The organism is Paractinoplanes globisporus DSM 43857, from assembly GCF_000379645.1.
In the GTDB taxonomy this organism is placed as follows: domain Bacteria; phylum Actinomycetota; class Actinomycetes; order Mycobacteriales; family Micromonosporaceae; genus Actinoplanes; species Actinoplanes globisporus.
In genome coordinates, this window is sequence record NZ_KB903314.1 from 82,056 (window position 1) to 107,663 (window position 25,608).

The following is a 25,608-nucleotide window of genomic DNA, read 5'->3' on the forward strand; positions in this document are numbered from 1 at the left end:
TCGTCCCCCGATCTCGAAGAGCGACCCATGGACATCGGCTTCGCCGCATCGCAAAGATCGCGTCTCGGGATCGAGTGGGAGATCGCCTGCGTCGACCGGCGCAGCGGTGAATTGGCCCCGGCCGCGCCCGATCTGCTGGCCCGGCTCGGCGCCGCCGGCGACTTTCCGCACGTCACGTCGGAGCTGCTCACCAACACCGTCGAGGTGGTCAGCGCGCCGCACGATCGGGTGGCGGACGCGGTCGCGGATCTCACGTGCCTCGTCGAGCGGGTGGCCGCGCTGGCGGAGCCGATGGGCGTCGACCTCATCTCGGCCGGCACGCATCCGTTCAGTCAGTGGTTCCAGCAGCAGGTGACGCCGGGCAAGCCGCGTTACGACACGCTGATCGACCGGACCAGGTGGTGGGGCCGGCAGATGATGATCTGGGGCGTGCACGTGCATGTCGCCGTTGAGGATCGCCGCAAGGTGTTCCCGATCATCGACGGGCTGCTGACCTACCTGCCGCACTTCCAGGCGCTCAGCGCGTCGAGCCCGTTCTGGGCGGGGGAGAACACCGGCTATGCCTCCAACCGGGCCCTGATGTTCCAGCAGCTGCCGACCGCCGGTCTGCCGCCGCAGTTCACCGAGTGGGCGCAGTACGAGGCCATGGTGGCCGACCTGACCCACACCGGCGTCATCGAGCAGCTGAACGAGCTGCGCTGGGACATCCGCCCGTCACCACGGTGGGGCACGATCGAGGTGCGTACTTTCGACGGGATCCCCACGGCGCACGAGATCGGCGCGATCGCGGCGCTGACCCAATGCCTGGTCGAGTACTTCTCGCGGGAGCTCGACGCCGGCCGGGAGGTGCCGAGGCTGCAGCCCTGGTTCGTCCGGGAGAACAAGTGGCGGGCGGCCCGCTACGGCATGGACGCGATCATCATTCTGAACGCCGCCGGCGACGAACGGCTGGTCACCAAGGACCTCGACCAGCTGACCCCGGCCCTCGAGCCGATCGCCGACGCGCTCGGCTGCTCGGCGCAGCTGGCCGGCCTGCGCGACATCGCCGACCGCGGGGCCAGCTACCAGCGCCAGCTCCGGGTCGCCGCGGCCAACAGCGGCAGCCTCAAGGCGGTCGTCTCCTCGCTCGTGCGGGAGCTGCGCGACGGCCTGCCCGCCTGACCGGGCGGACTACGGGAGCCGGCGGCCGATCGCGTCGAGCGCCAGCGTCGAGAAACGCTGCGCGGCCGCGAGGCGTACCTCTGGTGGAGTGGCGGCGAGTGCGCGGCCGGCCAGGAACACGAGGATGACGTCGTCGAGGACGAAGTCGGCGCGTACGGTGCCGGCCTTCTTCGCGCGGCGGCACAGACCGGCGAGCAGTCGCAGCATGTCGGCGCGGTGGGCGGCGAAGTTGGTCGCGCCAGGATGCGACGACAGGAACGTGTCGACGAAGCCCTGATTCTGGGCGTTGAGCTCGGTGATGCCACGGATCACCGAGCTCAGCCCGCGCCACGGATCCGGGTCGGCGCATCCGTCCCGCACGATCGAACTGCACGCGCTCAGCTCCCGGTGGAACGCCTCGTCGACGAGCGCCTGTTTGGTCGGAAACCGCCGGTAGAGGGTCGCGGGGCCGACCCGCGCCCGCCGGGCGATCTCGCGCATCGGCACGTCCAGGCCGCGCTCGGCGAACAGTGCCCGCGCCGCTTCGAGCACGCGGTCGCGGTTGTCCCGGGCGTCCGCGCGTAGGAGGTGAGGCAATCGATCGGCCATGGAGTCTCACTTTAGCCAAGTGGACGGGGGCGTCCGTTACGGTCGCGGCATGAAGGTAGTGATCATTCGTGAGTTCGGGGCTCCGGACGGCCTGGCGGTGGCCGAGGCGCCGGCGCCCGAGCCGGCCGCCGGGCAGCTGCTCGTCCAGGTGGAGGCGATCGGAGTGGGCGGGGTCGACGCCGTCATCCGGCGTGGCACGCTGGGCGGCTATGGCTTCCGCGAGGGCATCGTCCCGGGCAGCGAGGTGGCCGGCACCGTGGTCGCCGTCGGGGAGGGGGTCGACGCTTCCTGGCGCGGGCGCGGCGTGTGGGCCTTCACCGGCGTCGGCGGCGCCTACGCCGAGCTCGCGGTCGCCCGGATCGAGGACGTGACGCCGCTGCCGGACGGTCTCTCGCCGGTCGACGCGGTGACGCTCGGCAGTGCTGGGCCGGTCGCGCACTTCGCCCTCGCCCACGCCCGGTTCGCCCCCGGTGAGTCGCTGCTGGTCCGCGGGGCGGGCGGCAGCATCGGCATCATGGCGGTCCAGCTGGCCGCACGGGACCGCGCCGGCGTGATCGCGGTGACCACCTCCTCGCCCGAGCGGGGCAAGCGGCTGGCGGAGCTCGGGGCCACGGTCGTGCTCGACCGCACCGGTGAGGGGGCGCCCGGCGCCGAGTTCGACGCCGTGCTCGACGTGATCGGCGGCCCGGCGTTGCCGTCCTTCCTGGATCGGCTGGCCGACAACGGCCGCCTGGTCGCGGTCGGTGTGGTCGGGGGACATCCGCCGGCCGACTTCGGCATGACGCTGATGCGATCGTTCCAGCGCTCCCGGTCGTTCGCGACGTTCAGCCTGAACACCGTGCCGGTCGGCGAGCGCAACCGGGTCCGGTCCGGCCAGTTCGCGGCCGCCGCCCGCGGCGAGCTGCGTCCCGTGGTTCACGACGTCCTTCGCCTCGACGACGCGGGCGAGGCACATCGCCGGATGGATGCCGGTGAGGTGTTCGGCCGCATCGTTCTGACCCCCTGAGAGAGCGGCCGCGGAGTCACCCGGCCGGCCGGCCGGCGGCGCGTCGGCGCCGGGCGCGTTGCCGGCAGGTGGGGCCGCAGTAGTGGGCCGGTCGGCCGGTGCCGCGCGGATGCAGGCGGGTGCCGCACTCGAGGCAGTGCCGCACGGTGTGCGCCGAGGTTTCGTGACGTCCCTCCGGCACCATGTCACGAAAGACCGCCGCTTCCGTGACCGGTCCGGGGCGCAGGCCGTCCAGCAGATCGACCAGGAGTTGTGCACCGCGGGCGCGGCTGGGGTGCGCCGACCGAAGCGTGGCGCCGGCGGCGATCAGAGCGGGCAGGTCGTCGCCGCGCACGTCGGCGCGGATCGCGCCGGCCTGTTTCGCGTTGCGCAGCAGGCGATCCAGCGCGGCGCCGAACTGCTGGGTGGCCGCGCGCAGGGTCGCGTGCGGCCAGCTGCGGTCGGCGGCGAGCGCGTCGCAGATGTGCTTGCCCCGGCCGGTCCTGTCGATGACTTCGAGCAGGAACCCGAACAACGCGTCCCCGGGCCGGGCACGGGCGGCCCACCGGTCGGCGATGGCTACGAAGCCCTCCACCTGTTCGGCCAGCACCGCCTCGAGGAGTATCTCCTTGCTCGGGAAATGGCGGTAGACCGTGCCGGCGCCCACCCCGGCGTGCCGCGCGATCCGGCCGAGCGAGACCTCCAGCCCATCCTCGGCGAACACCTCCGCCGCCGCGCGCAACACGATTTGCCGGTTGCGGCGTGCATCGGCGCGGACCGGCCCGGGCGTCGCGATCGCGGTCATGTCACGTAATCCTTGTCGGTCGCGCGGAAACGGGTGGAGCATTCCGTATCGTGACAGTATCCAGGATTTCCGGAACAGTGGGCTCACCGATCCTCGTCACCGGGGCCACCGGCAAGCAGGGCGGCGCCACCGCCCGGCTGCTGCTGGCCCGGCGATGGCCGGTACGAGCCCTGGTTCGCGACCCGGCCTCGGCCGCTGCCGGCGCGCTGGCCGCCGCTGGGGCCGTCCTCGTGCGCGGCGACTTCGACGACCCGGCGAGTCTGGCACCGGCGCTCGGCGGCGCCGCCGCCGTCTTCGCCGTGCCACCGGTGGCGTTCGGCCCGGCCGGGCCCGACCACGAGCTCGAGGCCGCCCGCGGCCGGGCGCTGATCGACGCGGCGGCCGCGGCGGGAATCGAGCAGGTGGTGTTCAGCACCGTCGCCTCGACGTCGGCCACCGCCGCGGGTTCGGCCGGGAAGGCGGAGATCGAGCGCTACCTGCACGAGCGCATCCCGCGGTCCACCGTGCTGCGTCCGGTGCGGTTCATGACCAACTACCTGGGCGGGGTCCTCGGCATCGACGGCATCGTGCACGGGGTCAACCGGCACCTCTTCCCGCCGTACGAGCCGATGCAGGTCATCGCGCTGGAGGACATCGCCGAATTCGCCGCCCTGGCCTTCACCGACGCGGCTCGGTTCGCCGGGCGGACGCTGGAGCTGGCCGGCGACCAGCCGACCCCGGTCGAGGCCGCCGCCGAGATCGCGCGAGCCACCGGCATTCCGGTCCGGTACGAGCAGCTCACCGCGGACGAGGCGGCCGCCCTCGGCCCGACCATCGCCGAATCCAGAAAACGCTGGCTCGCCGGTCATCGGTGGCACGCCGACATCGAGGCGCTGCGCGTCATCCACCCGGGCCTGCGCACCTTGACCCGGTGGCTGACGGAGTCGGGCGCCACCGCCATCCGGGCCCAGCTCTCCGCGACCTGATGTCCTCGATCGAGCCGGGCAGCACCTGGGGCCACGATGTCGAAGCCGTAGGATTCAGGACCGATCATCGACCGGCGGGCGGAGGAAACGATGGAGACCTGGGACGCGATCCGGGCCCGGCGCAACGTCCGTGGCTACACGTCGGAGGCCGTGCCCGCGGACCACCTGACCCGGATAGCGGAGGCGGGCTGGCGAGCCCCCTCGGCGTCGAACCGGCAGCACTGGGACTTCATCGTGGTCACGGACCGTTCGCGGCTGGCCGAGCTGTCGACGGTCTGGCGGGCGGCGGGGCACATCGCCGGCGCGGCGGCCGCGATCGCGCTGGTCCTGCCGTTGCCGCCGGACGAGCGCACCCGGGTGGTCGACCAGTACGACCTCGGCCAGGCCACGTACGCGATGATGCTCGCCGCGACCGACCTGGGCATCGGCACCGGCCATTCGTCGGTCGGCGACCAGGACAGGGCCCGCGCGATCCTCGGCGTGCCGGACACCCACGAGGTGGCCTATCTGCTCGGCATCGGTTACCCGGCCGACCGCCCGCTGCGCCCGATCGCCCGGCCGGACCGCCGTCCCTTCGACGAGGTCGTGCACCGCGAGCGGTGGTGACCGCCGAGTCTCATCGCCGGGTCGCGGCGGTCAGGCGCTCGTACGGAATCTTCTCGCCGGCCTCGACGGCGACCGGCAGGCGGTTTTCCGCCGGTGGAAGCGGGCAGGTGGCGAAGTCGGTGTAGGCGCACGGCAGGTTGGTGGCCCGGGTGAAGTCGAGAGTCACCGTGCCGTCCGCGGCGGGCGGGTCGATGGCCAGGCTGCGGTTGGCCGGGTAGGTGGTGACGCCCGAGGTCTCGTCGGTGAACAGAGCGAAGAACGATCCCGGCGTACGCCCGTTGAAGACGGTCAGGGCGAGCGGTGCGCCATTCACCTCGAACTCGACGCGCCCCGGCGACTCGTACACATGCTCAAGGCCCTCCACCGCCGCGCCCACGGTGACGTCGCGGGGTACGTCGAACGGCACGAACCGGCCGGTGAGCACCCAGTCCTGGTCGGGCTCGTAAGCCGGTACGCCCCGGAACGCCAGCCGCAACGGGTTGTCCGGGTGGCGGGGCCGGACGATGTCGAAGCCGCCGCGCCTGGCGACCTCGATCACGGCGTCGCCGGCCCGGGCGTTGACGCCGCTTCGCTCGCCGATCACGCCGAACGCGTGCCGCCCGGTCACGGCGGCACCATCGACGGTCAGCGCCTCGCCGTCGGCCAGGTCGACAACCACGCCCTCCGGCCCGGTCGACCATTCGCCGGGCGCGTCCGGAAAACGCCGCGGGTTGGTGGTGAGGAAGTTCAGGCTGGTGACGGCCAGGAACCCGTGCGGGTCGGCCAGGTGGCGCTCGTGCTCGGCGTGCCACTGCGCCCAGGACTGTACGGTCATGGGCCGAGCATATGCCTATCTCTCCTATAGGAATAGGGATGCGGTGCTCACGGCAGCAGCACGATCTTGCCAGTGGTCCGGCGGGCGAGAAGGTCCTCGAACGCCCGCCGTGTCTCGGAGAGGGGGTACGTCGCGCCCGTCACCGGGGTGAGCGTGCCGGCGGCGACCATGCCGAACATGGCTTCGAGCGGCTCGCGGTAGGCGCCGGGGACGGTGAGGGCCGGCCGTAGCCAGAAGCCGCAGACGGCGAGGTTGCGGTCGGTGAGGGTGGCGACGTCGACCGGCGGCCGTGGTTGGCGGGAGGCGTTGCCGAAGGTCACCAGGCGGCCGAAATTTCCCAGCGAACCCAGGGCCGCCTCGAACACCGCACCGCCGACGGCGTCCAGGACGACGTCCGCCGGCTGCCCGTCGTTCGCCTCGACGATCCGGGCGGCATAGCCGTCGGCCTCACCGGAGACCGCAGCGTCGGCCCCGAGGGAGAGCGCGATCTCGCGCTTGGCGGGCGTGGACGCGGTCGCGATGACGCGCCCCGCGCCGAATTGTCTCGCGAGTTGGATCAGCAGCGAACCCACGCCACCGGCGGCGGCGTTCACCACGACCGTCTCGCCCGGGCTCAACCGGGCGGAACCGCGCAGCAGATGCCACGCCGTCAAGCCCTGGACGAGCAGGGCCAGCGCGTCGGCGTCGCGGACGCCGGCGGGCACCTCCACGGCCGAAGCCTCATCCACCGCCGCGCGCTGGGCGAAGCCGCCGCCATCGAACAGCGTGGCCAGCACGCGACGCCGGTCCGCGGTGTGCCCGACCACCTCGGTGCCCGGGATGAACGGCACTCGCGGCGTGGGATGGTAGGTTCCGGCGATCCGGCTGGTGTCCGCGAAGTTCACCCCGGCGGCGGCCACCTCGACCAGCGTCTGCCCGGAAGCCGGGACGGGGTCGGGCACGTCGGCCAGGGCCAGGACCTCGGGGCCGCCGAATCGGCCACATCGCACGGCAAGCACGATGACGAACCCTACCCATTCGTGGTTCGAGCCTCGCCCTGGCGACATGTCTCAACAATGGAATTTCGCGCTGGTTCTCAGGTGGCGGATCATGTCGCGGATGACCGGCGGCGTGCGGTTGTGGCGGCGTCGTACGGCTGCCATCGTCACGGCCGTGCGGTCGTCGGCGATCGGGCGGCTGACGATGAGGTTGGCCCGCTCCAGCGGGTCGCCGTGCACGCTGTAGTCCGGCAGCAGCGTGATGCCGATGCCCTGGGCGACCATGATCTTTCCCATCTCGGCGCCGTCGGCCGAGTACCACTCGGCCGGCAGGTCGCGGCCGAAGAGCCGGTGCGCGAAGCGGTGCATGAGATAGCCGGAGCGCATCGCGACGAAGTGCGCGCCGCGCAGGTCGTCGGCGCTGAGCTCGGCGAGCGAGGCCAAGGGGTGCGAAGCGGGGATGACGGCCACCGGCCGGCCGGAGATCAGCGTCGTGTGTTCCAGCTCCGGCGGGACGTCGTCGCCCTCGAGCAGATTCACCAGGCCCACATCGAGCGTGCCCTCGGCCAGGCGCAGGTAGATCTCGTCCTGCTGCATGTTGCGCACCTCCACGGTGGAGCTGGGGTGTTCGGCCTGGAACGAGCGCAGCGCGGGCAGGAGCAGGGTGACCGTCCCCGCGTTGACCGTGCCGACGCGCACGAACCGCCGGGAGGCGAGTTGGTCGCCGGCGGCCGCGCGCAGCCGGGCCACCGAGTCCAGCACGTCGGTCATCGGCTGGAGAAGCTCGCGGCCGGCGAGGCTGAACGTCGCGCCGGAGCGGCGCCGGTCCAGCAGGGCCACGCCCAACTCGCGTTCCAGCTTGCTCACGGCCTCGCTCAGCGCGGGCTGTGATACGTGGAGCTGTTCGCTCGCGCGGCGCAGCGAGCCGTGCTTGCTCACCGCTACTAGGTACTCGAGCTGCTCTATTCGCATGACCGTCCTGAACGCGAGGGGCGATGGGGTGATCGGTCCTACCTGTCACCCGCGGTCTTGGCAGCATAAGCTACATCGCCTATCGTTCCTATAGGAATAAGGCCGGGCCGCGGAGACAGGCCCAGGCGGCGATGTCAGAGAGGGGAGGTAACCGTGGTGCAGCTGATCGTTCGGCGCCCGGTCGACCTCCGCCGGACCGCGAGCTCGCTCTGTCGGTGAGTCGACCGGGCCAGCGCGGGCCCCCGCTCACTCGCAAATCCCCCTTCTTGGAGTCGATCCATGCCAGCACGACCGCTGCATTTTGCGGCATTTGTCATGAACACCACCGGTCACATCATTCAAGGAACCTGGCGCCGCCCGACCGCGCGCCAAACCGACTTCAACAACCTCGACCACTGGGTCGACCTGGCCAGGACCCTCGAACGGGGCAAGTTCGACGCCATCTTCTTCGCCGACGTGGTGGGCCTGTACGCGCCCTACCGCGGCGACGAGCGCAAGTATTTCGAGTCCGGCCTCCAGGTACCCAGCAACGACCCGTCGGTGCTGGCCGCGGCGCTCGCGTACGCCACCGAGAACCTCGGGATCGCGTTCACCGCGTCGATCCTGCAGGAGCACCCGTTCAACTTCGCCCGGCGGATCTCCACTCTGGATCACGCCACCAAGGGCCGGATCGCGTGGAACATCGTCACGAACTACCTGCCGAACGCTTCGCGCAACTTTGGGCTGGACGGCCTGACCAAGCACGACGAGCGGTACGCCTGGGCGGACGAGTACGTCGATGTGACGTACAAGCTCTGGGAAGGATCCTGGGAGGAAGACGCCCTGATCCAGGACCGCGAGACCGGCATCCACGCCGATTACGACAAGGTCCACCGGATCAACCACGCGGGCCCGCGCTACACGGTCGAAGGTCCGCACCTGGTCAGCCCGTCGCCGCAGCGCACCCCGCTGCTTTTCCAGGCGGGCGCCTCCGAGGCCGGCCGCACTTTCGCCGCGAAGAACGCCGAGGCCGTCTTCATCCAGTCGCCGAACCTCGCCTCGGCCGGCCGCGACACCGCCGACATCCGGGATCGCGCCGAGCGGCACGGACGCCGTCGCGACGACATCAAATTCTTCCAGGGCCTGTACGTGGTGGTGGCGTCGACGGAAGCCGAGGCGCGTGCCAAGGCGGCCGAGCTCGACGAGTGGATCGACTACGACGGGCAGCTGTCGCACATGTCCGGCGCGGTCGGCATCGATTTCGGGCACGAGGATCTCGACACCCCGATCGGCGAGCTGCGCACCGAGGGCGTGCAGAGCATCGTCGGGTGGATCAAGGACCTGGTCCCGGACCGGCCGGCCACCCTGCGCGACGTCGCGCACTACACCGCCACGAACAGCCGCATCGTCGGCACGCCCGAGCAGATCGCGGACAAGCTCGCCGAGTGGCAGGCTGCCGGCGTCGACGGGATCAACCTGGTGAACGCCGAGATCCCCACCTCGTACGAGGAGTTCGTCGACCACGTCATCCCGGTGCTCCAGGAGCGCGGCCTGGCGCAGACCGAGTACGCCGGCGGGACGCTGCGCAACAAGCTGTTCGGCCGCGGCGACCGGCTGCCCGAGCGGCACCCCGCGGCCGGCCACCGGAAGAGCGTCGCGAATGTCCGATAAGAAGCGGCTGATCCTCAACCTGTTCGAGATGAACTGCGTCAGCCACATCACCCACGGGCTGTGGCGGCTCCCCGGCAACAACCGCGATCGCTTCAACGACATCGAGTACTGGATCCGGCTCGCCCGGCTGCTCGAGGACGGCGGCTTCGACGCGGTCTTCCTGGCCGACGTGATCGGCACCTACGACACGTTCCGCGGCTCGGCCGACACCTCGATCCGCGAGGGCCTGCAGATCCCGAACAACGACCCGGTGCTCGTGGTCCCGGCGATGGCCGCCGTCACCGAGCACCTCGGTTTCGGCATCACGTTCTCCACGACGTACGAGCCGCCGTTCGCCTGGGCCCGCCGCCTGAGCACCCTGGACCACCTCACCAAGGGCCGGGTCGGCTGGAACATCGTCACCTCGTACCTGCCGAACGCCGCCCGCAACTTCGGGCTGGACGGCGAGGTCGACCACGACACCCGCTTCGCGAAGGCCGACGAATACCTCGACGTCCTCTACAAGCTGTGGGAGGGCTCGTGGGACGAGGACGCGATCGTCGAGGACCGCGAGCGCAACGTCTTCGCCGACCCCGAGAAGATCCACCCGATCTTCCACGAGGGTGACTGGTTCAAGGTCGAGGGTCCGCACCTGACCTCGCCCAGCCGCCAGCGGACGCCGGTGCTGTTCACCGCCACCGCGTCGGCGGCCGGGACGACGTTCGCCGGCAAGCACGCCGAGGTGGTCTTCACCGGCGGACCGACCACCGAGTTCCTCCAGCGGACCATCGCCGGCATCCGGCAGGCGGCGGTCGACGCCGGCCGCCGCGCGGACGACGTCCGCTTCGTCACGACCGCCGGCGTCGTCGTCGGCCGCACCGAGGAGGAGGCGGCCGCGAAGGTCGCCGAGTTCCAGCGGCTCAGCAGCCCGGAGGGCTACCTCGCGCACGCCGGGCTCAACTGGGATCCGTACGCCTACCCGCCCGAGACCCTGCTCGGCGACGTTCCGGGCGACAAGGACAGCCGGTGGCGGGTGTCCGACCCGGACAAGACCGTCGGCGAGTTCCTGGCCGGGTTCGGCGACATCACCCGGCACCCGCTGTTCGTCTCGGGCACGCCCGAGCAGGTCGCCGACAGGATCGAGAGGTGGCTCGACGACGTCGGCATCGACGGCATCAACCTCCTTCAGTACCACTCGTACGCCACCGCCGAGGACTTCATCGAGCTGGTCGTGCCCGTCCTGCGTGCACGCGGCCGCCTGCGCACCTCGTACGACAAGGGCGAATCGCTGCGGCAGCGCATCTTCGGCGCCGGCGACCGCCTTCCGGACCGGCACTACGGCACCCGCTACCGAGGCGGCGCCAACCTTCCCGAACGAGGAAAAGGACTGGAATGAGAATCAGACATGTGGTGGCGGCCGCCTCCGGGGCGTTGCTGGTCGCGAGCCTGGCCGCCTGCGGCGGCGGCGCCGCGGCGAGCGGCGGCGGCGAGAAGGTCCAGGGCGGCACGATCGTCTACGGCCACGAGCAGGAGCCGCCCTGCATCTTCGGCGGCTGGGTCCAGCAGGCCTACATCTCCCGCAACATCCTCGACTCCGTCGTGACCATGGCCGACGACGGCTCCATCAAGCCGTGGCTCGCCACCGCATGGAAGATCTCCGACGACGGGCTGACGTACACCTTCACCCTCAAGCCGGGCGTGAAGTTCACGGACGGCACCGCGCTGGACGCGCAGGCCGTGGCCGACAATTTCGCGTACTGGGAGAAGGGCGGCAACAGCACCGCCAAGGTCTCCATCGATCCGTACTTCAAGGCCGCTCGGGCGATCGACGCCACCCACCTCGAGGTGACGCTGAACAAGCCGTACCTGCCGCTGCTGCAGATGATCTCGCAGGCGTACTTCGGCATCCAGTCGCCCACCGCGCTCAAGCGCAGCGACCAGCTGAACTGCGAGGACCCGATCGGATCGGGCGCCTTCAAGGTGCAGGAATGGAAGCACGGCCAGGAGGTCGTGCTCACCAAGAACCCGGACTACACGTCCTGGCCGGCCACCGCCAAGCACGAGGGCCCGGCAATCGTCGACACCGTGCGCTGGAAGTTCCTCAACGACGCGGTCAGCCGTTACTCGTCGCTCGCCACCGGCGAGACCAACGTCATCTACGACGTGCCGACGGTGAACTGGAAGGACGCGAAGACCAAGTACGACGTCCAGCAGTACATCACCCCCGGCAAGCCGGTCTCGATCTACCTGAACACGGTCAACGGCATCTTCACCGACAAGTCGGTGCGGCAGGCGTTCGCGTACGGCGCCGACCGCAAGGCCGCCGTCGAGGCCGCGTTCCACGGCGTCATCCCGTACGAGGGGAACCCATCGGTCAGCCAGTCGACACCCGGCTACAACGCCTCGGTCGCCGGCGCGTACGCCTTCGACCAGCCCAAGGCAAACGAGCTGCTCGACCAGGCCGGCTGGACGACGCGCGACGCGGCCGGGTATCGCACCAAGGACGGCAAGCAGCTCGCGGTCAAGTTCACCTACCCGGCCGGCTCGGTGTTCACCACCGAGGGCGCGACCGTGCTGCAGATCCTCCAGCAACAGTGGAAGCAGGTCGGCTTCAACGTCACGCTGATCCCCGAGACCCAGGCCGAGACGTTCGCCGGCAAGTACTCCGGGCCGAAGGCGTACGACGCGCAGCCGTGGTACTGGACCAGCCCGAGCTCGGCGATCCTCTGGATCGTCTGGCGCCCGGACACCAAGGAGTCGCCCAACGGCAGCAACTCCGCGTTCTACAACAACGACCAGCTCTCCACGGTGATCCAGGCCGGCAACAGCGCCGCCACCACCGAGGAGGCGAACGCGAAGTACGCGGAGGCGCAGCAGATCATCCAGGACAACGCGCCCGCCGTCGGCCTCTACACCCAGACGACCTCGATCGCCTCGGCCCGGAACCTGCACGACGTCTGGCTGGAGAAGAGCCAGGGCGAGCCCGTCTTCGCCGACGCGTACTTCACCAAGTGAGGTAACGAATGACGACCGCAGTGCTCCCGCGCGCGCTGTCCGTGCCCTCCTGGGTGCGGACGGCCCGCGGGGCCCTCCTCAAGATCGCCACGGCCGCTATCGTCCTGGTCGCCGCTGCCTCGATCACCTTCTTCGCCCAACTGCTGGTGCCGGGCGACCGCGCGACGGCGATCCTCAACCAGCAGACCGGCCGCGCCCAGCAGTACACGACCGCCGAGCTGGCGCCGGTCAACGCGCAGTTCGGCTTCGACCGCCCGCTGATCTCCCAGTACCTCGACTACGTGACCGGGCTGTTCCGAGGCGACCTCGGCACGTCGTACACCCAGCACCGGCCCGTCACCGAGATCATCGGGGACCAGATCGGACCGAGCCTGGTGCTCACCGCCGCGGCCCTGGTCACGGCGTGGGTGCTGGCGGTCGGGATCACCCTGCTGACCGTCAAGCGCCGGCGGGCGGTCTCCGCGCTCGGCTCCACCTGGGAAGCGCTCACCGCGAGTCTGCCACCGTACTGGATCGGGGTTGTGCTCCTGGTGGTCTTCGCGGTCCAGTTGCGGATCTTCCCGGTGATCGGGGAGACGAGCGCGCGGGGCACCGTGCTTCCGGTGCTGACCCTGGCGATACCGCTCGCCGGCTTCCTCGGCCAGGTCACCCGGGACGAGTTCGAGAAGGTGCTGGACCAGCCGTTCATCACCACCGCCCGGACCCGCGGGATGAGCGATACGGCCGTACGCCTGCGGCACGCGCTGCGGCACTCCGTGGTCCCGGCGATCACCCTCTCCGGCTGGGCGCTGGGCGCGCTGCTCTCCGGTGCCGTCATCGCCGAGAACGTCTTCGGCCGGCCGGGCATCGGACAGGTGCTGGTGACCGCCGTCAACACCCGGGACGTGCCCACCGTCTCCGGCATCGTGCTGGTCGTGGCGGGCGTGTACGTCATCGCCAACCTGGTCGTGGACCTCGCGTACACGGTCGTCGACCCGCGGCTGCGTGCGTCATGACGGCCATCGCCCTCCCGTACCGAGCGGCCCTGCGGCTTCGCCCGGCAACCGTCGTGTCGGTGCTGGTCGTCGCCGTGCTCGTGGTGGCGCTCATCGCGCCGGGTCTGCTCACCACCCGCGATCCGAACGCGATCGACCTCCAGAGCACCCTGCTGTCGCCGTCGTGGAGCCACTGGTTCGGCACCGACGACGCCGGCCGAGACCTGTACACCCGGGTCGTCTACGGCACCCGCGAGTCGTTCGGCATCGGCCTGGGCGCGACCGCGCTCGCCATGGTCATCGCGATCGTGCTCGGCTTCGTCGCCGGACTCGCCCGCGGCTTCGTCGACACCGTTCTGTCGCGGATCCTCGACGTGGCCTTCGCGTTCCCTGTTCTACTCCTGGCGCTGCTGCTCATCGCCATCCGCGGCCCGTCGCTGGGCACGGTGATCGTCGCGGTCGGCATCGGATCGGCGCCCGGATACGCCCGTATGGTCCGCGGCCAGGTGCTGCACGTGCGGCAGGCCGGATACATCCAGGCCTCGCACGCGCTCGGGCACACCCGGTGGGCCGTGATCCGGCAGCACCTGTTCCCGAACGCCATGCGCCCGCTGGTCGCGATGATGACGCTCGGTATCGGCCAGTCCATCGTCTGGGCGTCCGGACTGGCCTTCCTCGGCCTCGGTGTGGCACCGCCGAGCCCGGAATGGGGAGCGCTGCTCGACGCGGGCCGCGCCGCCATCACCACCTCGCCATGGCTGGAGATCCTGCCCGGTCTGGTGATCGTTGTGGCCACCCTGGCCCTGACCTCACTGGGACGCACGCTCCAGCACCGACTGGAAGGGGCAGCTCGATGACCGTTCCCACCGCCGCCGCCTCCGCCGCCGGGCGGGTGGCGACCGAACCACAGGCCGCGCTGCTCTCGGTCGGCAACCTGCGGGTCGCCTTCGGGGGCCGGGAGGTCGTCAAGGGCATCTCGTTCGACGCGTACCCCGGTCGCTGCCTCGCCATCGTCGGGGAGTCGGGCTCGGGCAAGAGCGTCACGGCCCGGACGCTGGTCGGCCTCACCGGCGCCGGCTCGCACGTCGCCGCGGACCGGATCGAGCTGGACGGCCTCGACCTGGCCACCCGCTCCGAGCGGTCCTGGCGAGCGATCCGCGGCCGTGACATCGGGTTCGTCCTGCAGGACGCGCTCGTGTCGCTGGACCAGCTACGCCGGGTCGGCGACGAGGTTGCCGAACCGCTGCGCGTCCACCACCGTGGCACCCGGGCATCCCGGCGAAGCAGGGCCATCGAGCTGCTCGAGGCGGTCGGCGTTCCGGAACCTTCGGTCAAGGCACGGCAGCGGCCGTACGAGCTCTCGGGTGGGCTTCGGCAGCGCGCGCTGATCGCCTCGGCCATCGCGCTCGACCCCCGGGTGCTCATCGCCGACGAGCCGACCACCGCCCTGGACGTCACGGTTCAGGCCCAGGTGCTCGACCTCCTGGCCGAGTCCAAGAGCCGCGGTACCGCGATCATCATGATCAGCCACGATCTGTCGGTCGTCGCCCGGCTCGCCGACGAGGTGGCGGTCATGCGCGAGGGCGAGATCGTCGAGCACGGACCGGTCGATGAGGTGCTGTACCGCCCGGTGCACGAATACACGAAGGCGCTTCTCGACGCGATCCCGTCCGAACACACGCGCGGCACCCGTCTGGTGCGCGGCACTTCCGCGCCGCGGCGGACGCGCCGGCCGATCGACGCCGACCGGCCATTGCTCTCGGCCCGGCACCTCAGCAAGGTCTACCGGGGGCCGGACCGGGTGGACCGTACGGTCGTCGACGACGTGTCGTTCGAGCTGTTCGCGGGGGAGACGCTCGGCATCGTCGGCGAATCCGGCTCCGGCAAGACCACCACGGCCGGCATCGCGCTGGCGCTCATCCCGCCCACCGCCGGCGAGGTGGACCTCGACGGATCCGCCTGGACGTCCTTGACGCCCGGCCGGCGGCGCCCGATCCGCAAACGTATCGGCGTGGTCTACCAAGACCCGCTGAGCTCCTTCGATCCACGCTGGACGGTCGGCCGGATACTCGTGGACGCGCTCGCCAAGGGCAAGCGCCCGCCGTCGTCCCGCGCCGAGGCCCGCGACCGCGTGGTCCGTCTTCTGGAGCAGGTGGGACTTACCGCCCAACACCTGGAGGACGCGCCTCTGCGGCTCTCCGGCGGGCAGCGGCAGCGAGTCGCCATCGCCCGGGCGCTCGCGCCCGAGCCCGAGGTCCTCGTCTGCGACGAGCCGGTCTCCGCCCTCGACGTATCGATTCAGGCCCAGGTGCTCGACCTGCTCACCGACCTGCAGGACGAGCTCGGCGTCAGCTATCTGTTCATCTCGCACGACCTGGGGGTCATCCACCACATGAGCGACCGCATCCTGGTCATGAAGGACGGCAGGGTCGTCGAGTCCGGCGACGCGGATGCCGTCTTCCGCAACCCTCAGCACCCCTACACCCAGCGGCTCCTCACCGCCCTGCCGCGGCTGGCACGGGCATGAGCAGGTACGACTTCACGCCCGTCCTCGACAAGATCGCCGAGGGGGCCGCGGCCCGGGAGGCCGGGCGCCTCCTGCCGTACGCCGAGGTGGAGCAGCTGCGGGAGGCGGGGTTCACGCGGCTGCGGATCCCGGTCGAGTACGGCGGTCTCGGCGCCACCCTGCCGGAGTTCTTCGAGCAGCTGATCGCGCTGGGCCGGGCCGACTCGAACCTGCCCCAGCTGCTGCGCGGTCACATCGGCTTCGTGGAGAGCCGTCTCGTCAACCGCGATGAGCGCTGGCTGCGCCGGGTCGCCGAGGGCGCCGTCTTCGGCAATGCACAGAGCGAACTGGGCAACCAGTCGTTCTTCCACGGCACGACGACCCTCGCCGGCGGGCGGCTGAACGGCACGAAGTTCTACTCGACCGGAAGCCTCTTCGCCGACTTCATCCACACCACCGCCGCGATCGACGACGACCGCAGCGCGGACGTGTTCGTGCCGACGGCCGCCGGCGGGGTGCGGCGGCTCGACGACTGGAACGGCTTCGGGCAGCGGCTCACCGGCAGCGGCACCACCATCTTCGAGGACGTGCGGATCTCCGCCGAGGACGTCGAGGTCTTCGAGAACAAGAGGCCGCCCCGGACGTACGTCGCAGCGGTCTTCCAGCTTGTTCACCTCGCGACACTCGCCGGGATCGGGCGGGCGGCGGTCGAGGAGGTGACCGCGTTCGTCAAGCAGCGGCCGCGGAACCTGCACAATCCGACGACCGCCCCCAAGGACGACCCGCTGGTGCAGGAGACGGTCGGCCGGGTGGCCGGGGCCGCGTTCGCCGCTGCCGCCACCACGCTGGCTGCAGCCTCGGCGGTCGAGAAGGTGGCGCGGCTCGGCGGCTCAGCCTCGCCGGCCGACTTCGACGCGGCCGACGCCGCCGTCTACTCCGCCCAGGGCCCGGTCATCAACCTGGTGCTCGGCCTGGTCACCGAGCTGTTCGAGGTGGGCGGGTCGTCGGCGGTGACGACCCGGTACGCGCTGGACCGGCACTGGCGCAACGCCCGGACCCTGGCCTCGCACAACCCGCTCATCTATCGATACCGGAGCGTCGGCGACCACGTCCTCAACGGCACGACGCTCGCCTACTTCGGCAAGGGGGAGGAATGATCGGCTCGGACAAGGCGCTGCGGCTGACCGCCGAGCTGGCCGCCGCCTTCGCGTCCACGGCAGCCCGGCGGGACGCCGAGCGCATCCTTCCCGCCGCGGAGCTCGACCGGCTCAGCGAGGCCGGGCTGCTGGCGATCACCGTGCCGGCCTCGCACGGCGGCCCCGATCTGTCGGCCTCGACGGTCGCCGAGGTCATCCGGCTGCTGGCGGCAGCCGACCCGAACATCGGCCAGATCCCGCAGAGCCACTTCGTCTACGTCCGTAACCTGCGCCGGCAAGGCACGCCGGCGTTGAAGGACCGCCTCTTCGCCGAGCTGCTCGCCGGCAAGCGGTTCGGCAACGCGCAGTCCGAGGCCGGTACCAAGCACGTCCGCGACATTCGCACCACGCTGCGTCCACACGGTTCCGGCTGGACGCTGACCGGGCGCAAGTTCTACGCCACCGGGGCGCTGCTCGCGGACTGGATCCCGGTGCTCGCTCATCTCGACGTGGACGGGCCGCTGCACGTCGCCTGGGTCGAGCGGACCGCGGCCGGCGTCGAGGTGATCGACGACTGGAACGGGTTCGGCCAGCGCACCACGGCCAGCGGCAGCGTCGTGCTGAACGAGGTGGCTGTCCCGGCGGAGTTCGTCACCCCGTACCAGGTCATCTTCGACGGCCCGCAGACGTACGGCTCGTTCGCGCAGCTCCTGCACGCGGCGATCGATGCCGGCATCGCCCGCGGCGCGGTGACCGAGGCCGCCACGTTCGTACGGGAGAAGAGCCGTCCCTACCCCGATGCCGGGGTGGACCGCGCGGCCGACGACCCCCTGGTCGTGCACGCCTTCGGCGAGGTGGAGCTCGCGGTCCGAGCCGCCGAAGCCCTGCTGCGGGAAGCCGCCGCGGCGGTCGACCGCGCCGACGCCGCACTGACCGCGCGGTCGGCGGGCGAGGCCAGCCTTGCGGTCGCCGCTGCCCGCGCGGCGACGACGAACGCCGCCCTGACCGCCGCCGGCCGGCTCTTCGAGGTCGCCGGCACCCGCTCGGCCGCCGCCAACCTGGGCCTCGACCGGCACTGGCGCAACGCCCGCACGCACACGCTGCACGACCCCGCCGCCTGGAAGGTCCAGCGCCTCGGCCAGTGGGCCGTCGACGGCGTCTATCCCCCCAACCACGGACAGCTGTGAGACGCCATGACTGAACTGAAGTTCCACTGGTTCCTGCCCACCAACGGCGGCGACGGCCCGCAGGTCGTCGGTGGCGGCCACGGCGTGGGGGCCGAGGCCGCCAGCCGGCCCGCCACGGTTCCCTACCTGGGCCAGATCGCGCGCAGCGCCGAGCAGCTCGGCTTCGAGGCCGCACTCACCCCCACCGGCGCGTGGTGCGAGGACGCCTGGGTCACCACCGCGATGATCAGCAGCCTCTCCGAGCGGCTGAAGTTCCTGGTCGCGTTCCGGCCCGGCGTCATCTCGCCCTTCCTGGCCGCGCAGATGGCCGGATCGTTCCAGAACCTCTCCGGCGGGCGCCTGCTGCTCAATGTGGTGACCGGCGGGGAGAGCCACGAGCAGCGGATGTACGGCGACCATCTCGACAAGGCCGCCCGGTACCGCCGATGTGGCGAGTTCCTGGAGATCGTTCGCGGCCTGTGGAGTGGTGACCGCGTCGACTTCGATGGCGCGCACTACCGGATCGACGCGGCCGCCCTCGCGCAGATCCCCGAGCCGCGGCCGGAGATCTACTTCGGCGGATCCTCACCGGAGGCGCTCGACGTCGCGGCCAAGCACGTCGACGTCTACCTCACCTGGGGTGAGCCGCCGACCGCCGTCGCCGAGAAGATCGAGCGGCTGCGCCTGCTCGCCGACAAGGAGGGCCGCGAGCTCCGGTACGGCATCCGTCTGCACACCATCGCCCGGGACACGGCCGACGAGGCCTGGCACTACGCGAACCGCCTCCTGGAGGGCATCTCGGAGGAGCAGATCCGCCGGGTCCAGGACGGGTTGCGGCGCAGCGAGTCCGAGGGACAGAAGCGGATGCTCGCCCTCAACGGCGGCACCAAGGACGGGCTGGAGATCTACCCGAACCTCTGGGCCGGCGTCGGCCTGGTCCGCGGGGGTGCGGGCACCGCCCTGGTCGGCTCGCACCAGCAGATCGCCGACCTGATCGAGGAGTACGCGTCGGTCGGCATCTCCGAGTTCGTCCTCTCCGGATATCCGCACCTGGAGGAGGCCTACCGCTTCGGCGAGGGCGTCCTGCCCGAGCTGACCCGACGCGGCCGGTGGCACCACCCGGCGCCGCCCCGCCGCACATCGGCCGCCGTCCCGTTCGGCGGCACCGTCAGTCCCACCTCTGGGAGGCAGCCATGACCGCCGCGCCCGTGTTCCCCACCAACCAGGATCTCGACCCGGCCGGCCTGCGCAAGGCGTTCGGCATCTTCCCGACCGGTGTCGTGGCCGTCGCCGCCGAGGTCGACGGCGAGCTGACCGGCCTGGCCGCGAGCTCGTTCACCTCGGTCAGCCTGGACCCGCCGCTGGTCTCCTTCTCCATCGCCAACACCTCGAAGACGTGGCCACTGCTGCGCCGGGCCCAGCACGTCGGCGTGACGATCCTCGCCGACCACCACGGCCCGGTGGCCCGCCGCCTGGCCGGCCCGGTCGAGAGCCGCTTCGACGGCCTTTCCCTGACCCGCACCGAGCTGGGCGCGGTGACGATCGTGGACGGGCTGGCCCAGTTCGACACGAGCATCTACCGCGAGGTGGAGGCCGGCGACCACACCATCGTGCTGTTGCGCTTGCACACGGTCGAGCACATCGACACGTCCTCCCCGCTCGTCTTCCACCGCAGCTCATTCCGCAGCCTGCGACACCCACCGGCGTGACCGCCTGAGCGCTGCGACGTCTGCCGACTGCTGTTGCGGTATCAGGCGCTGACCTTGCCGCGTAGTTCGGCGGCCTGATCGGTGTGCCCGAGGCCGTCGAGGATGTCGGCGAGGGTCCGGTAGGCCCGGAACAAGGGTTCGGTGAACAGGTCCGGTGTCCGCTCGGCGAGCCCGGTGAGGATGGAGATCGCCTCGTTGACCGACTGCAGCGCGCCCGGCAGGTTCGCCCGCAGGGTCACGCACACCCACGCATATGCCCACAGTGACGTCGCGACGCCGGGCAGGTACGTCTCGGGGTCGATCTCGGCCAGTCCGCGGTAGATGCCGATCGCTTCCTTTGACGCGGCCAGGGCTTCTTTGCGGCGCCCTTGGCGGGCGAGGGCGCTGCCGAGGTTGTTCAGCGTCAGTGCGAGGTCGCGCAGGTGGGCGTCCGGTTGATCCGCGGCCAGCCGTCGTAGGAGTTCCACCGCTTCCCCGGCGGCCGACACGGCCGGCTCGTGGTGGTCCAGCCGGGTCTGCAGGGCGCCCAGGTTGTTGAGCGACGTCGCGAGCCCGGGCAGATGTGCGTCCGGTTCGGCGCCGGCCAGCGTCCGATGGATCGTGATGGCCTCCTCGGCTGCCGCCAAGGCGTGCTCGGGATGACCGGCCTCCGTGCGCATGTCAGCCAGGTTGTCCAGGGCGGCCGCGAGTTCCGGCTGGCGGGTTGCGTCGATCTCAGCCAGCTTCCGGAGGGTCGCGACAGCTTCCTCGGCCGGGTCGGGCGCATTGCTCATGTCCATCAACGTAGCCTCGCTGGTGTTACAGCGCGAGGTCGTGACGTTCCGGCCGCGGGGGACCTTGTGGCCCGCGTTGGGGAGGCTGTCGATCGAGTTTTGTTCCAACGGCCGCGGCCCGGGGGCTAGTTTCCCTCGGGGACCTTGCCTTTTACCTCGTCGTAGCTGACCTTGGCGGGCGTCTCGGCCGGGGCGTAGATCACGCGGATCACGCCGGTGGGGAAGACCTCGGTCGCGGTCACGGTCAGGTGGTACGGGGCGTCGCCGTCGTCGAAGAGCCGGCGGCCCTTCCTTGCCGCTACCGGATGCACCAGCAGCCGCAGCTCGTCGATCAGGCCGGCGGCCAGCAGTTGCTGGACCACGGAGATCGAGCCGGGAATGAGGATCCCGTTGATGCCGGGGTCGGCCTTCAGCGCGGCGACCGTCGGCGCTAGCTCGCCATCGAGCAGTTCCGAGTTGCGCCAAGTGAACTCCAGGGGCTGACGCGAAACAACAATTTTCCGTACGTCGCCCAGCTGTTTTGCGAAAGCGGCGTCGTCGCCGCCGGCGGCCTCTCGGCCCGGCCACGCGCCCGCGAAGCTGTCGTAGGTTTCGCGGCCGATGAGCAGCACGTCGGAGGTGTCGTAGTCCTCTCCTACCGCGCGGCCCATGTTGTCGTCGAAGTAGGGGAAGTGCCAGTCGAGGTCGATCTCGGCGACCCCGTCGGCCGAGATGAACAGGGTAGAGATGATCTTGGCCATGATGAGGCTCCGCTCAACGTCGGGTCGTTCCGGTGGGGTAGACCGGCGCCGCGCCCGAGACTCATCGGTCCGGGCGGGGCGGCGGCCAGTTTCGGCAAACGCTACGTGCCCGCCGCGACGAAGCCGAGGACCCGGACTTAAGCCCAGGTGCGTGGGAAGGTATCGCCGTCGAGCCGGTCACCGGCTCTCAGGCCGAGCGGGTCGGTGACGACGTGCGCGGCGCCGTTGTACGTGGTGGCCTCGTCGATGTAGATGACGACGTGAGCAAGCCGGGCCAGGTCGGTGCGGTTGGGCAGGGCCATGTGGCCGGTATAGCCGCTGTGGAAGGTGCAGTCCCCGGCCCGCAGCGGCACGGTGACGCGCGGGACCCAGCGCAGCGACGGGTCCATCTCGAAGAGGTCCTCCTCGTGATGAAGGTCCTGGGGTTGCAGGCCGGTGCGGTCCTGGGTGCCGGGCAGGAACGTCATACAACCCCGCTCGGGCGGCACGTCGACCAGCGCGATCCAGGCCGACAAGGGGAGCCGGTCGCCGGCGTGCGGCCAATACGGACGGTCCTGGTGGAACTCGGTGGCGACGTTGTTGTGCGGCTCCTTGACCAGCATCTGATCGTGCCAGAGCCGCAGCGGGAAGCCGGCTAGCTGCTCGGCGATCCGGCCGAGCCCGGCGTCCAGGGTGAGCGCGCGAAGGTCGTCGTCGCGCTGCCAGACGTTGACCAGCTGGCTGAACGCGCCCTGCTTCTCCAGGCTGTCCTCGCGGTGGGCGGTCAGGAACGCGTCGGCGCTCTTGCGGAAGCGCTCGACCCGGTCCGGACCGAGCACTCCTCGAACTCGGACGAAACCGTTCTCGCGATAGGCGGCAACCAGCTCTTCCGGTATCCGGCCCTGGGGGTTGACATCACTCTTTGTCATGTCCTCAGTCTCGTCACGATGGCTGTGCATCGCTAGGAAGATCCAGGCGAGCACTCGTACGATCACGACATGCTCTCGACCCTGCACGAGCACGCGCTGTTCGCGGCCGGCCCGATCTGGGGCGGCGTCCACCGGCTGAGCGCCGACGTCGAATCGCACGCGCACGACTTCCTCGAGATCGCGGTGATCGGCCCCGGCCGCGGCCGGCACGTGACCAGCCAGGGTTCGCGCGAGGCGCGGGCCGGCGAGGTCTTCGTGCTGCGCCCGGGCGCCTGGCACGGCTTCGAGGCCTGCGCCGGCCTGACCGTCGGCAACTGCTGCCTGTCGGCCCAGGCGCTCCGGGCCGAGCTGGCCGCCCTGTACGACCTCCCGATGCTGCGCCGCATGCTGTGGACGGATCCGTCGGCGCCGGCCACGCGCGGCGTTGCGGTCACGACGGTCGATCCGGCGGCCGCCACCGAGGCCATCGCCGAGATCGGCGGGCTCGAACGAGACCTGGCCGGCCCGCGACCCCGGCCCGGTCGCCTGCTGGGCCGGCTGGTCACGCTGCTGGGCGTGCTCGCCGACGGCCGCGAACCCACCGCCGTCGAGCCCACCGCCGTCGAGCCCCCGATCCACCCCGCGGTCGCCGCGACCGTCGCCCGGCTCGAAGCCGAACCGGCCACCCAGTGGCGGCTGGACGACCTGGCTCGGGCCGTCAGCCTGGACCCCGCTTACCTGGGCCGCCTGTTCCTCCAGCACACCGGCCTCACCCCGATGAACTACCTGGCCCGGGTACGCGCCGAACGGGCCGCCACGCTGCTGGCCCACTCACCGAGGTCGGCCGCCCAGATCGGCGCCGCCGTCGGCTGGGGCGACCCGACGTATTTCGCCCGCCGCTTCCGCGCGCTGGTCGGCCTGACCCCCACGGAATACCGCCGACGCAGCCGCATCTGAAGCGCTGACCGGGTCTCGGATCGGCCGGTGGCATGCTGGTCGTATGGGCGTACCGGGCAAGGTGGGACGCGCTGACCGCCGGTTGCGTCCCGTGCCGCGGTGGGTGGCGCCGGTGTTTGCCGTGCTCGGTGCGGCCACGGTGCCGTGGACCGCCTACTGGCGATGTCGCTTCCGGCGCAGGAGAGTGCCCAGCACTACCGGGTCGCCTGGGTGGGCTTCGACCTGATGCTCGTTGTCGTCCTGCTGCTCACCGCGCATCTGGCCTGGCGTGGGTCACGGCACGTCGGGCTGCTCGCCGCGGCCGCCGCGACCATGCTGGTCGTGGACGCCTGGTTCGACGTCACCACCTCGCAGCCGGCCGACGTGCCTACCGCCGTCCTGTCGGCCGTGTTCCTCGAGTTGCCCCTCGCCGTCGTCTGCGGCTGGATCGCCCTGCACGTCGATCAGGTCGTCGAGCGCCGCCGGCGTCACCATGCGCGGCGTGCCGCCGCCGCTGATCGGGATCGGGAACGGGATCCGGACCGTACGGCGAGTGGTCCGCCCGTCGAGCGCGCCGTCGCGGAGGCCGAGGATCGGCAGTAGGCGCCGGTAGGGTCCGGCCCATGGCGCTCGGTGTTCTCGCGGCGGTGCTGTCGGCGATCTGCTACGGCGTCGCCTCGGTGCTGCAGTCGAAGGCCGCGCGGGTCGACCCGGGCCAGTCGGGGGAACTGCCCCTGTACCGGTTGGTGGTCCGGGGCTGGTTCGTCGTCGGCGTGCTGCTCGACGTGGCCGGGTTCGCCGCGCAGTTCGTGGCGCTGCGGGTCGCGCCGGTCTTCCTCGTCCAGGCGGCGCTGGCCGGCAGTCTCGCCGTCACCGCCGCGGTGGCCGGCGTCGTTCTGAAGATCCGGCTGGGACGCTCGGACTGGATCGCGGTCGGCCTGGTCTGTGCCGGGCTGGCGGCGCTGGGATTCTCGGCCGGCGCCGAAGGAGCCACCAGGACCGGAGTGGTGTTCCGCGGCGCGCTGCTCCTCGCGGTCCTGCTGCTCGCCGCCGCCGGCTGGGCCGCCGCCCGGCTGCGTGAACCGGCCGGGTCGGCGGTGATCGGCCTGGTCGCCGGCCTGGGGTTCGGCGTGGTGGCGCTGGCCGCCCGGGCGCTGCCGAGCCTGACGCCGGCGGGACTGGTGTCCGACCCGGCGACCTACGCCCTTGCCATCGGCGGCGCCGTCGCCTTCCTGTACTACGCGCGCGCTCTGCAGCGGGGCGTCGTCACCGCGGTCACCGCGGCGGTCGTCGTGGGGGAGACCCTGCTGCCGGCGATCGCCGGGATTCTCGTCTTCGGTGACCACACCCGGCCCGGAGCCATACCGATCGCGGTCGCCGGTTTCGCCGCCACGCTGACGGGAGCGGCCCGGCTGGCCCGCTTCGGCGAGATTCGAGAGCCGGACGACCGGCCGCCCGCCGACGAGGTCACGGCCGGCTGACTCCGGCGCCCGGTCATCCCGGCCCCCGGCGGTCTGTGGGCCCGGCGAGGTGTGGCTTCCCGGCCACCCCGTCCGCGATCCGGCGGCGGACCCGGGTGAACCGGCCGTGCCAGCGCCGTTCGCGGCGGATCGCCCGGCGCAGCTTGCGAGACTCGGGCCGGTAGAAGCGCCGCGCCCACGGCGAGGACGGCCGGGCCAGCCGCAGGGCACCGACGAACGCCAGCCCCGGCGCGAGGACGCCGATCAGGCCCGTCCAGACCTTTCCCTTGGCCAGCGTGATGATCACCAGCAGCGCGTTGAGCAGCACGGTCAGGGTGATGTCCCAACGGCCCACCCGTTCGCCGGAGGCGGCGGTGTCGTCGAAGCCCAGGGGCGCGGCTCCCAGCACGAGCATGCCCATCAGCGCGACGCCGAGGAACACCGCGTCCACCGAGCGGCGACCCTCCTCGGTCCAGTAGACGTCCTTCAGGTGCAGGATCAGCGCGAACTCGTCGAGCACGAGCGCAGTACCGACGCCGAACCCGGCGGCGACGACGCTGCGCCAGGCCAGCGACGACGAGAACGGCGCGAACGACGCCACGCCGCACACGGTCATCAGACCGATCCCGAAGACGACATGGTGGATGTGCAGCCCGCCGCGGTTGATGTTCCCGGGCCACCAGGACACGCCGGCCCGGATCATCCGCACGCTCAGCCGGATGCTCAGGAACGCCACGATGAACCCGACGAACAGCAGCAGGAGCGGCTGCTTCCCGGGCGCGAGAATGTAGTCGCGGTACACGG

General features: G+C 71.2%; 26 protein-coding genes. 17 read left to right on the plus strand and 9 right to left on the minus strand.

Translation table 11 applies throughout. The features are described 5' to 3' along the window. The first annotated feature begins 27 nt into the window (after positions 1-27). Positions 28-1,161, plus strand: coding sequence for a glutamate--cysteine ligase (locus A3CQ_RS0128355; RefSeq protein WP_020514333.1), 1,134 nt, complete (start codon positions 28-30; stop codon positions 1,159-1,161). Positions 1,162-1,170: 9 nt separating this feature from the next. Here the strand turns inward: A3CQ_RS0128355 and A3CQ_RS0128360 are convergent, their stop codons facing one another. Further along, positions 1,171-1,749, minus strand: coding sequence for a TetR/AcrR family transcriptional regulator (locus A3CQ_RS0128360; RefSeq protein WP_026206292.1), 579 nt, complete (start codon positions 1,747-1,749; stop codon positions 1,171-1,173). A gap of 49 nt (positions 1,750-1,798) precedes the next feature. Here A3CQ_RS0128360 and A3CQ_RS0128365 point away from each other — a divergent pair, with 49 nt between their 5' ends. Continuing rightward, a complete protein-coding gene (locus A3CQ_RS0128365; protein WP_026206293.1) occupies positions 1,799-2,755 on the plus strand; it encodes a zinc-binding dehydrogenase in 957 nt (318 codons plus the stop codon). Positions 2,756-2,771: 16 nt separating this feature from the next. Here the strand turns inward: A3CQ_RS0128365 and A3CQ_RS0128370 are convergent, their stop codons facing one another. Then, positions 2,772-3,539 (minus strand): SbtR family transcriptional regulator, encoded by a 768-nt coding sequence (locus tag A3CQ_RS0128370; protein ID WP_020514336.1) that lies wholly within the window; start codon positions 3,537-3,539, stop codon positions 2,772-2,774. A 50-nt stretch (positions 3,540-3,589) separates the two neighbouring features. On the opposite strand from A3CQ_RS0128370, the gene A3CQ_RS0128375 reads away from it, so the two are divergent. Beyond that, on the plus strand, positions 3,590-4,504 hold the full coding sequence (locus A3CQ_RS0128375; RefSeq protein ID WP_211216699.1) for an NmrA family NAD(P)-binding protein: 915 nt from the start codon (positions 3,590-3,592) through the stop codon (positions 4,502-4,504). 90 nt (positions 4,505-4,594) lie between these two features. Then, entirely contained in the window at positions 4,595-5,110 is a 516-nt protein-coding gene (locus tag A3CQ_RS0128380) for a nitroreductase family protein (protein WP_020514338.1), read from the plus strand. Positions 5,111-5,120: 10 nt separating this feature from the next. Here A3CQ_RS0128380 and A3CQ_RS0128385 read toward each other — a convergent pair whose 3' ends face one another. The 3 genes from A3CQ_RS0128385 to A3CQ_RS0128395 are packed head-to-tail and all read right to left on the minus strand — an operon-like array spanning position 5,121 to position 7,873. Continuing rightward, entirely contained in the window at positions 5,121-5,924 is an 804-nt protein-coding gene (locus A3CQ_RS0128385) for a DUF1684 domain-containing protein (protein ID WP_020514339.1), read from the minus strand. A 47-nt stretch (positions 5,925-5,971) separates the two neighbouring features. After that, positions 5,972-6,922 (minus strand): quinone oxidoreductase family protein, encoded by a 951-nt coding sequence (locus A3CQ_RS0128390; protein WP_026206294.1) that lies wholly within the window; start codon positions 6,920-6,922, stop codon positions 5,972-5,974. 51 nt (positions 6,923-6,973) lie between these two features. Then, the gene (locus A3CQ_RS0128395; RefSeq protein ID WP_040433076.1) at positions 6,974-7,873 is read right to left on the minus strand and encodes a LysR family transcriptional regulator; all 900 of its coding nucleotides are present in this window, start codon (positions 7,871-7,873) and stop codon (positions 6,974-6,976) included. 279 nt (positions 7,874-8,152) lie between these two features. On the opposite strand from A3CQ_RS0128395, the gene A3CQ_RS0128400 reads away from it, so the two are divergent. The 10 genes from A3CQ_RS0128400 to A3CQ_RS0128445 are packed head-to-tail and all read left to right on the plus strand — an operon-like array spanning position 8,153 to position 20,008. Continuing rightward, positions 8,153-9,523 (plus strand): LLM class flavin-dependent oxidoreductase, encoded by a 1,371-nt coding sequence (locus A3CQ_RS0128400; RefSeq protein WP_026206295.1) that lies wholly within the window; start codon positions 8,153-8,155, stop codon positions 9,521-9,523. Continuing rightward, positions 9,513-10,898: an NtaA/DmoA family FMN-dependent monooxygenase gene (locus A3CQ_RS0128405; RefSeq protein WP_020514343.1), complete on the plus strand. Its 1,386-nt coding sequence runs from the start codon at positions 9,513-9,515 to the stop codon at positions 10,896-10,898. Before A3CQ_RS0128400 ends, A3CQ_RS0128405 begins: the two co-directional genes overlap by 11 nt. After that, a complete protein-coding gene (locus A3CQ_RS0128410) occupies positions 10,895-12,517 on the plus strand; it encodes an ABC transporter substrate-binding protein (protein ID WP_026206296.1) in 1,623 nt (540 codons plus the stop codon). Before A3CQ_RS0128405 ends, A3CQ_RS0128410 begins: the two co-directional genes overlap by 4 nt. Before the next feature lie 8 nt (positions 12,518-12,525). Continuing rightward, the gene (locus tag A3CQ_RS0128415; protein ID WP_020514345.1) at positions 12,526-13,512 is read left to right on the plus strand and encodes an ABC transporter permease; all 987 of its coding nucleotides are present in this window, start codon (positions 12,526-12,528) and stop codon (positions 13,510-13,512) included. Beyond that, complete coding sequence (locus A3CQ_RS0128420) at positions 13,509-14,348, plus strand: ABC transporter permease (RefSeq protein ID WP_020514346.1); 840 nt, start codon at positions 13,509-13,511, stop codon at positions 14,346-14,348. Before A3CQ_RS0128415 ends, A3CQ_RS0128420 begins: the two co-directional genes overlap by 4 nt. Further along, positions 14,345-16,018, plus strand: coding sequence for a dipeptide ABC transporter ATP-binding protein (locus tag A3CQ_RS0128425; RefSeq protein ID WP_020514347.1), 1,674 nt, complete (start codon positions 14,345-14,347; stop codon positions 16,016-16,018). Before A3CQ_RS0128420 ends, A3CQ_RS0128425 begins: the two co-directional genes overlap by 4 nt. Then, positions 16,015-17,154 carry an acyl-CoA dehydrogenase family protein gene (locus A3CQ_RS0128430; protein WP_020514348.1) on the plus strand — a complete coding sequence of 380 codons (1,140 nt, stop codon included), beginning with the start codon at positions 16,015-16,017 and terminating at the stop codon, positions 17,152-17,154. Before A3CQ_RS0128425 ends, A3CQ_RS0128430 begins: the two co-directional genes overlap by 4 nt. Then, entirely contained in the window at positions 17,151-18,320 is a 1,170-nt protein-coding gene (locus A3CQ_RS0128435; protein WP_020514349.1) for an SfnB family sulfur acquisition oxidoreductase, read from the plus strand. Before A3CQ_RS0128430 ends, A3CQ_RS0128435 begins: the two co-directional genes overlap by 4 nt. Before the next feature lie 6 nt (positions 18,321-18,326). Then, positions 18,327-19,496, plus strand: coding sequence for an LLM class flavin-dependent oxidoreductase (locus tag A3CQ_RS0128440; protein ID WP_020514350.1), 1,170 nt, complete (start codon positions 18,327-18,329; stop codon positions 19,494-19,496). Then, the gene (locus tag A3CQ_RS0128445; RefSeq protein ID WP_020514351.1) at positions 19,493-20,008 is read left to right on the plus strand and encodes a flavin reductase family protein; all 516 of its coding nucleotides are present in this window, start codon (positions 19,493-19,495) and stop codon (positions 20,006-20,008) included. Before A3CQ_RS0128440 ends, A3CQ_RS0128445 begins: the two co-directional genes overlap by 4 nt. A 41-nt stretch (positions 20,009-20,049) precedes the next feature. Here the strand turns inward: A3CQ_RS0128445 and A3CQ_RS0128450 are convergent, their stop codons facing one another. The 3 genes from A3CQ_RS0128450 to A3CQ_RS0128460 form a co-directional block, all read right to left on the minus strand. After that, positions 20,050-20,781, minus strand: coding sequence for a tetratricopeptide repeat protein (locus A3CQ_RS0128450; RefSeq protein WP_020514352.1), 732 nt, complete (start codon positions 20,779-20,781; stop codon positions 20,050-20,052). A 125-nt stretch (positions 20,782-20,906) separates the two neighbouring features. Next, entirely contained in the window at positions 20,907-21,521 is a 615-nt protein-coding gene (locus A3CQ_RS0128455) for a dihydrofolate reductase family protein (RefSeq protein WP_020514353.1), read from the minus strand. A 137-nt stretch (positions 21,522-21,658) separates the two neighbouring features. Beyond that, positions 21,659-22,429 carry a phytanoyl-CoA dioxygenase family protein gene (locus A3CQ_RS0128460; protein WP_026206299.1) on the minus strand — a complete coding sequence of 257 codons (771 nt, stop codon included), beginning with the start codon at positions 22,427-22,429 and terminating at the stop codon, positions 21,659-21,661. 69 nt (positions 22,430-22,498) lie between these two features. On the opposite strand from A3CQ_RS0128460, the gene A3CQ_RS0128465 reads away from it, so the two are divergent. The 3 genes from A3CQ_RS0128465 to A3CQ_RS0128475 all read left to right on the plus strand — a co-directional run bounded on the left by A3CQ_RS0128465 (position 22,499) and on the right by A3CQ_RS0128475 (position 24,825). After that, on the plus strand, positions 22,499-23,365 hold the full coding sequence (locus A3CQ_RS0128465; RefSeq protein WP_020514355.1) for a helix-turn-helix domain-containing protein: 867 nt from the start codon (positions 22,499-22,501) through the stop codon (positions 23,363-23,365). A 144-nt stretch (positions 23,366-23,509) separates the two neighbouring features. Further along, positions 23,510-23,947: a hypothetical protein gene (locus A3CQ_RS54375; protein ID WP_157296431.1), complete on the plus strand. Its 438-nt coding sequence runs from the start codon at positions 23,510-23,512 to the stop codon at positions 23,945-23,947. Between the two features lie 20 nt (positions 23,948-23,967). Further along, positions 23,968-24,825, plus strand: a complete 858-nt coding sequence (locus A3CQ_RS0128475) for a DMT family protein (protein ID WP_020514357.1) — start codon at positions 23,968-23,970, stop codon at positions 24,823-24,825. A gap of 13 nt (positions 24,826-24,838) precedes the next feature. On the opposite strand, the gene A3CQ_RS0128480 is transcribed toward A3CQ_RS0128475, so the two are convergent. Beyond that, positions 24,839-25,606 (minus strand): hypothetical protein, encoded by a 768-nt coding sequence (locus A3CQ_RS0128480; RefSeq protein WP_020514358.1) that lies wholly within the window; start codon positions 25,604-25,606, stop codon positions 24,839-24,841. Between the last annotated feature and the right edge of the window lie 2 nt (positions 25,607-25,608).

What these genes read in the sequence shown, in the direction of transcription:
- A3CQ_RS0128355 (WP_020514333.1), top strand. Translation starts at nt 28, where the DNA reads ATGGACATCGGCTTCGCCGCATCGCAAAGATCGCGTCTCGGGATCGAG.
- A3CQ_RS0128365 (WP_026206293.1), top strand. Translation starts at nt 1,799, where the DNA reads ATGAAGGTAGTGATCATTCGTGAGTTCGGGGCTCCGGACGGCCTGGCG.
- A3CQ_RS0128475 (WP_020514357.1), top strand. Translation starts at nt 23,968, where the DNA reads ATGGCGCTCGGTGTTCTCGCGGCGGTGCTGTCGGCGATCTGCTACGGC.
- A3CQ_RS0128400 (WP_026206295.1), top strand. Translation starts at nt 8,153, where the DNA reads ATGCCAGCACGACCGCTGCATTTTGCGGCATTTGTCATGAACACCACC.
- A3CQ_RS0128435 (WP_020514349.1), top strand. Translation starts at nt 17,151, where the DNA reads ATGATCGGCTCGGACAAGGCGCTGCGGCTGACCGCCGAGCTGGCCGCC.
- A3CQ_RS0128420 (WP_020514346.1), top strand. Translation starts at nt 13,509, where the DNA reads ATGACGGCCATCGCCCTCCCGTACCGAGCGGCCCTGCGGCTTCGCCCG.
- A3CQ_RS0128385 (WP_020514339.1), bottom strand. Translation starts at nt 5,924, where the DNA reads ATGACCGTACAGTCCTGGGCGCAGTGGCACGCCGAGCACGAGCGCCAC.
- A3CQ_RS0128425 (WP_020514347.1), top strand. Translation starts at nt 14,345, where the DNA reads ATGACCGTTCCCACCGCCGCCGCCTCCGCCGCCGGGCGGGTGGCGACC.
- A3CQ_RS0128460 (WP_026206299.1), bottom strand. Translation starts at nt 22,429, where the DNA reads ATGACAAAGAGTGATGTCAACCCCCAGGGCCGGATACCGGAAGAGCTG.
- A3CQ_RS0128450 (WP_020514352.1), bottom strand. Translation starts at nt 20,781, where the DNA reads ATGAGCAATGCGCCCGACCCGGCCGAGGAAGCTGTCGCGACCCTCCGG.
- A3CQ_RS0128440 (WP_020514350.1), top strand. Translation starts at nt 18,327, where the DNA reads ATGACTGAACTGAAGTTCCACTGGTTCCTGCCCACCAACGGCGGCGAC.
- A3CQ_RS0128395 (WP_040433076.1), bottom strand. Translation starts at nt 7,873, where the DNA reads ATGCGAATAGAGCAGCTCGAGTACCTAGTAGCGGTGAGCAAGCACGGC.
- A3CQ_RS0128360 (WP_026206292.1), bottom strand. Translation starts at nt 1,749, where the DNA reads ATGGCCGATCGATTGCCTCACCTCCTACGCGCGGACGCCCGGGACAAC.
- A3CQ_RS0128380 (WP_020514338.1), top strand. Translation starts at nt 4,595, where the DNA reads ATGGAGACCTGGGACGCGATCCGGGCCCGGCGCAACGTCCGTGGCTAC.
- A3CQ_RS0128465 (WP_020514355.1), top strand. Translation starts at nt 22,499, where the DNA reads ATGCTCTCGACCCTGCACGAGCACGCGCTGTTCGCGGCCGGCCCGATC.
- A3CQ_RS0128415 (WP_020514345.1), top strand. Translation starts at nt 12,526, where the DNA reads ATGACGACCGCAGTGCTCCCGCGCGCGCTGTCCGTGCCCTCCTGGGTG.
- A3CQ_RS0128430 (WP_020514348.1), top strand. Translation starts at nt 16,015, where the DNA reads ATGAGCAGGTACGACTTCACGCCCGTCCTCGACAAGATCGCCGAGGGG.
- A3CQ_RS0128455 (WP_020514353.1), bottom strand. Translation starts at nt 21,521, where the DNA reads ATGGCCAAGATCATCTCTACCCTGTTCATCTCGGCCGACGGGGTCGCC.
- A3CQ_RS0128445 (WP_020514351.1), top strand. Translation starts at nt 19,493, where the DNA reads ATGACCGCCGCGCCCGTGTTCCCCACCAACCAGGATCTCGACCCGGCC.
- A3CQ_RS0128370 (WP_020514336.1), bottom strand. Translation starts at nt 3,539, where the DNA reads ATGACCGCGATCGCGACGCCCGGGCCGGTCCGCGCCGATGCACGCCGC.
- A3CQ_RS0128410 (WP_026206296.1), top strand. Translation starts at nt 10,895, where the DNA reads ATGAGAATCAGACATGTGGTGGCGGCCGCCTCCGGGGCGTTGCTGGTC.
- A3CQ_RS0128405 (WP_020514343.1), top strand. Translation starts at nt 9,513, where the DNA reads ATGTCCGATAAGAAGCGGCTGATCCTCAACCTGTTCGAGATGAACTGC.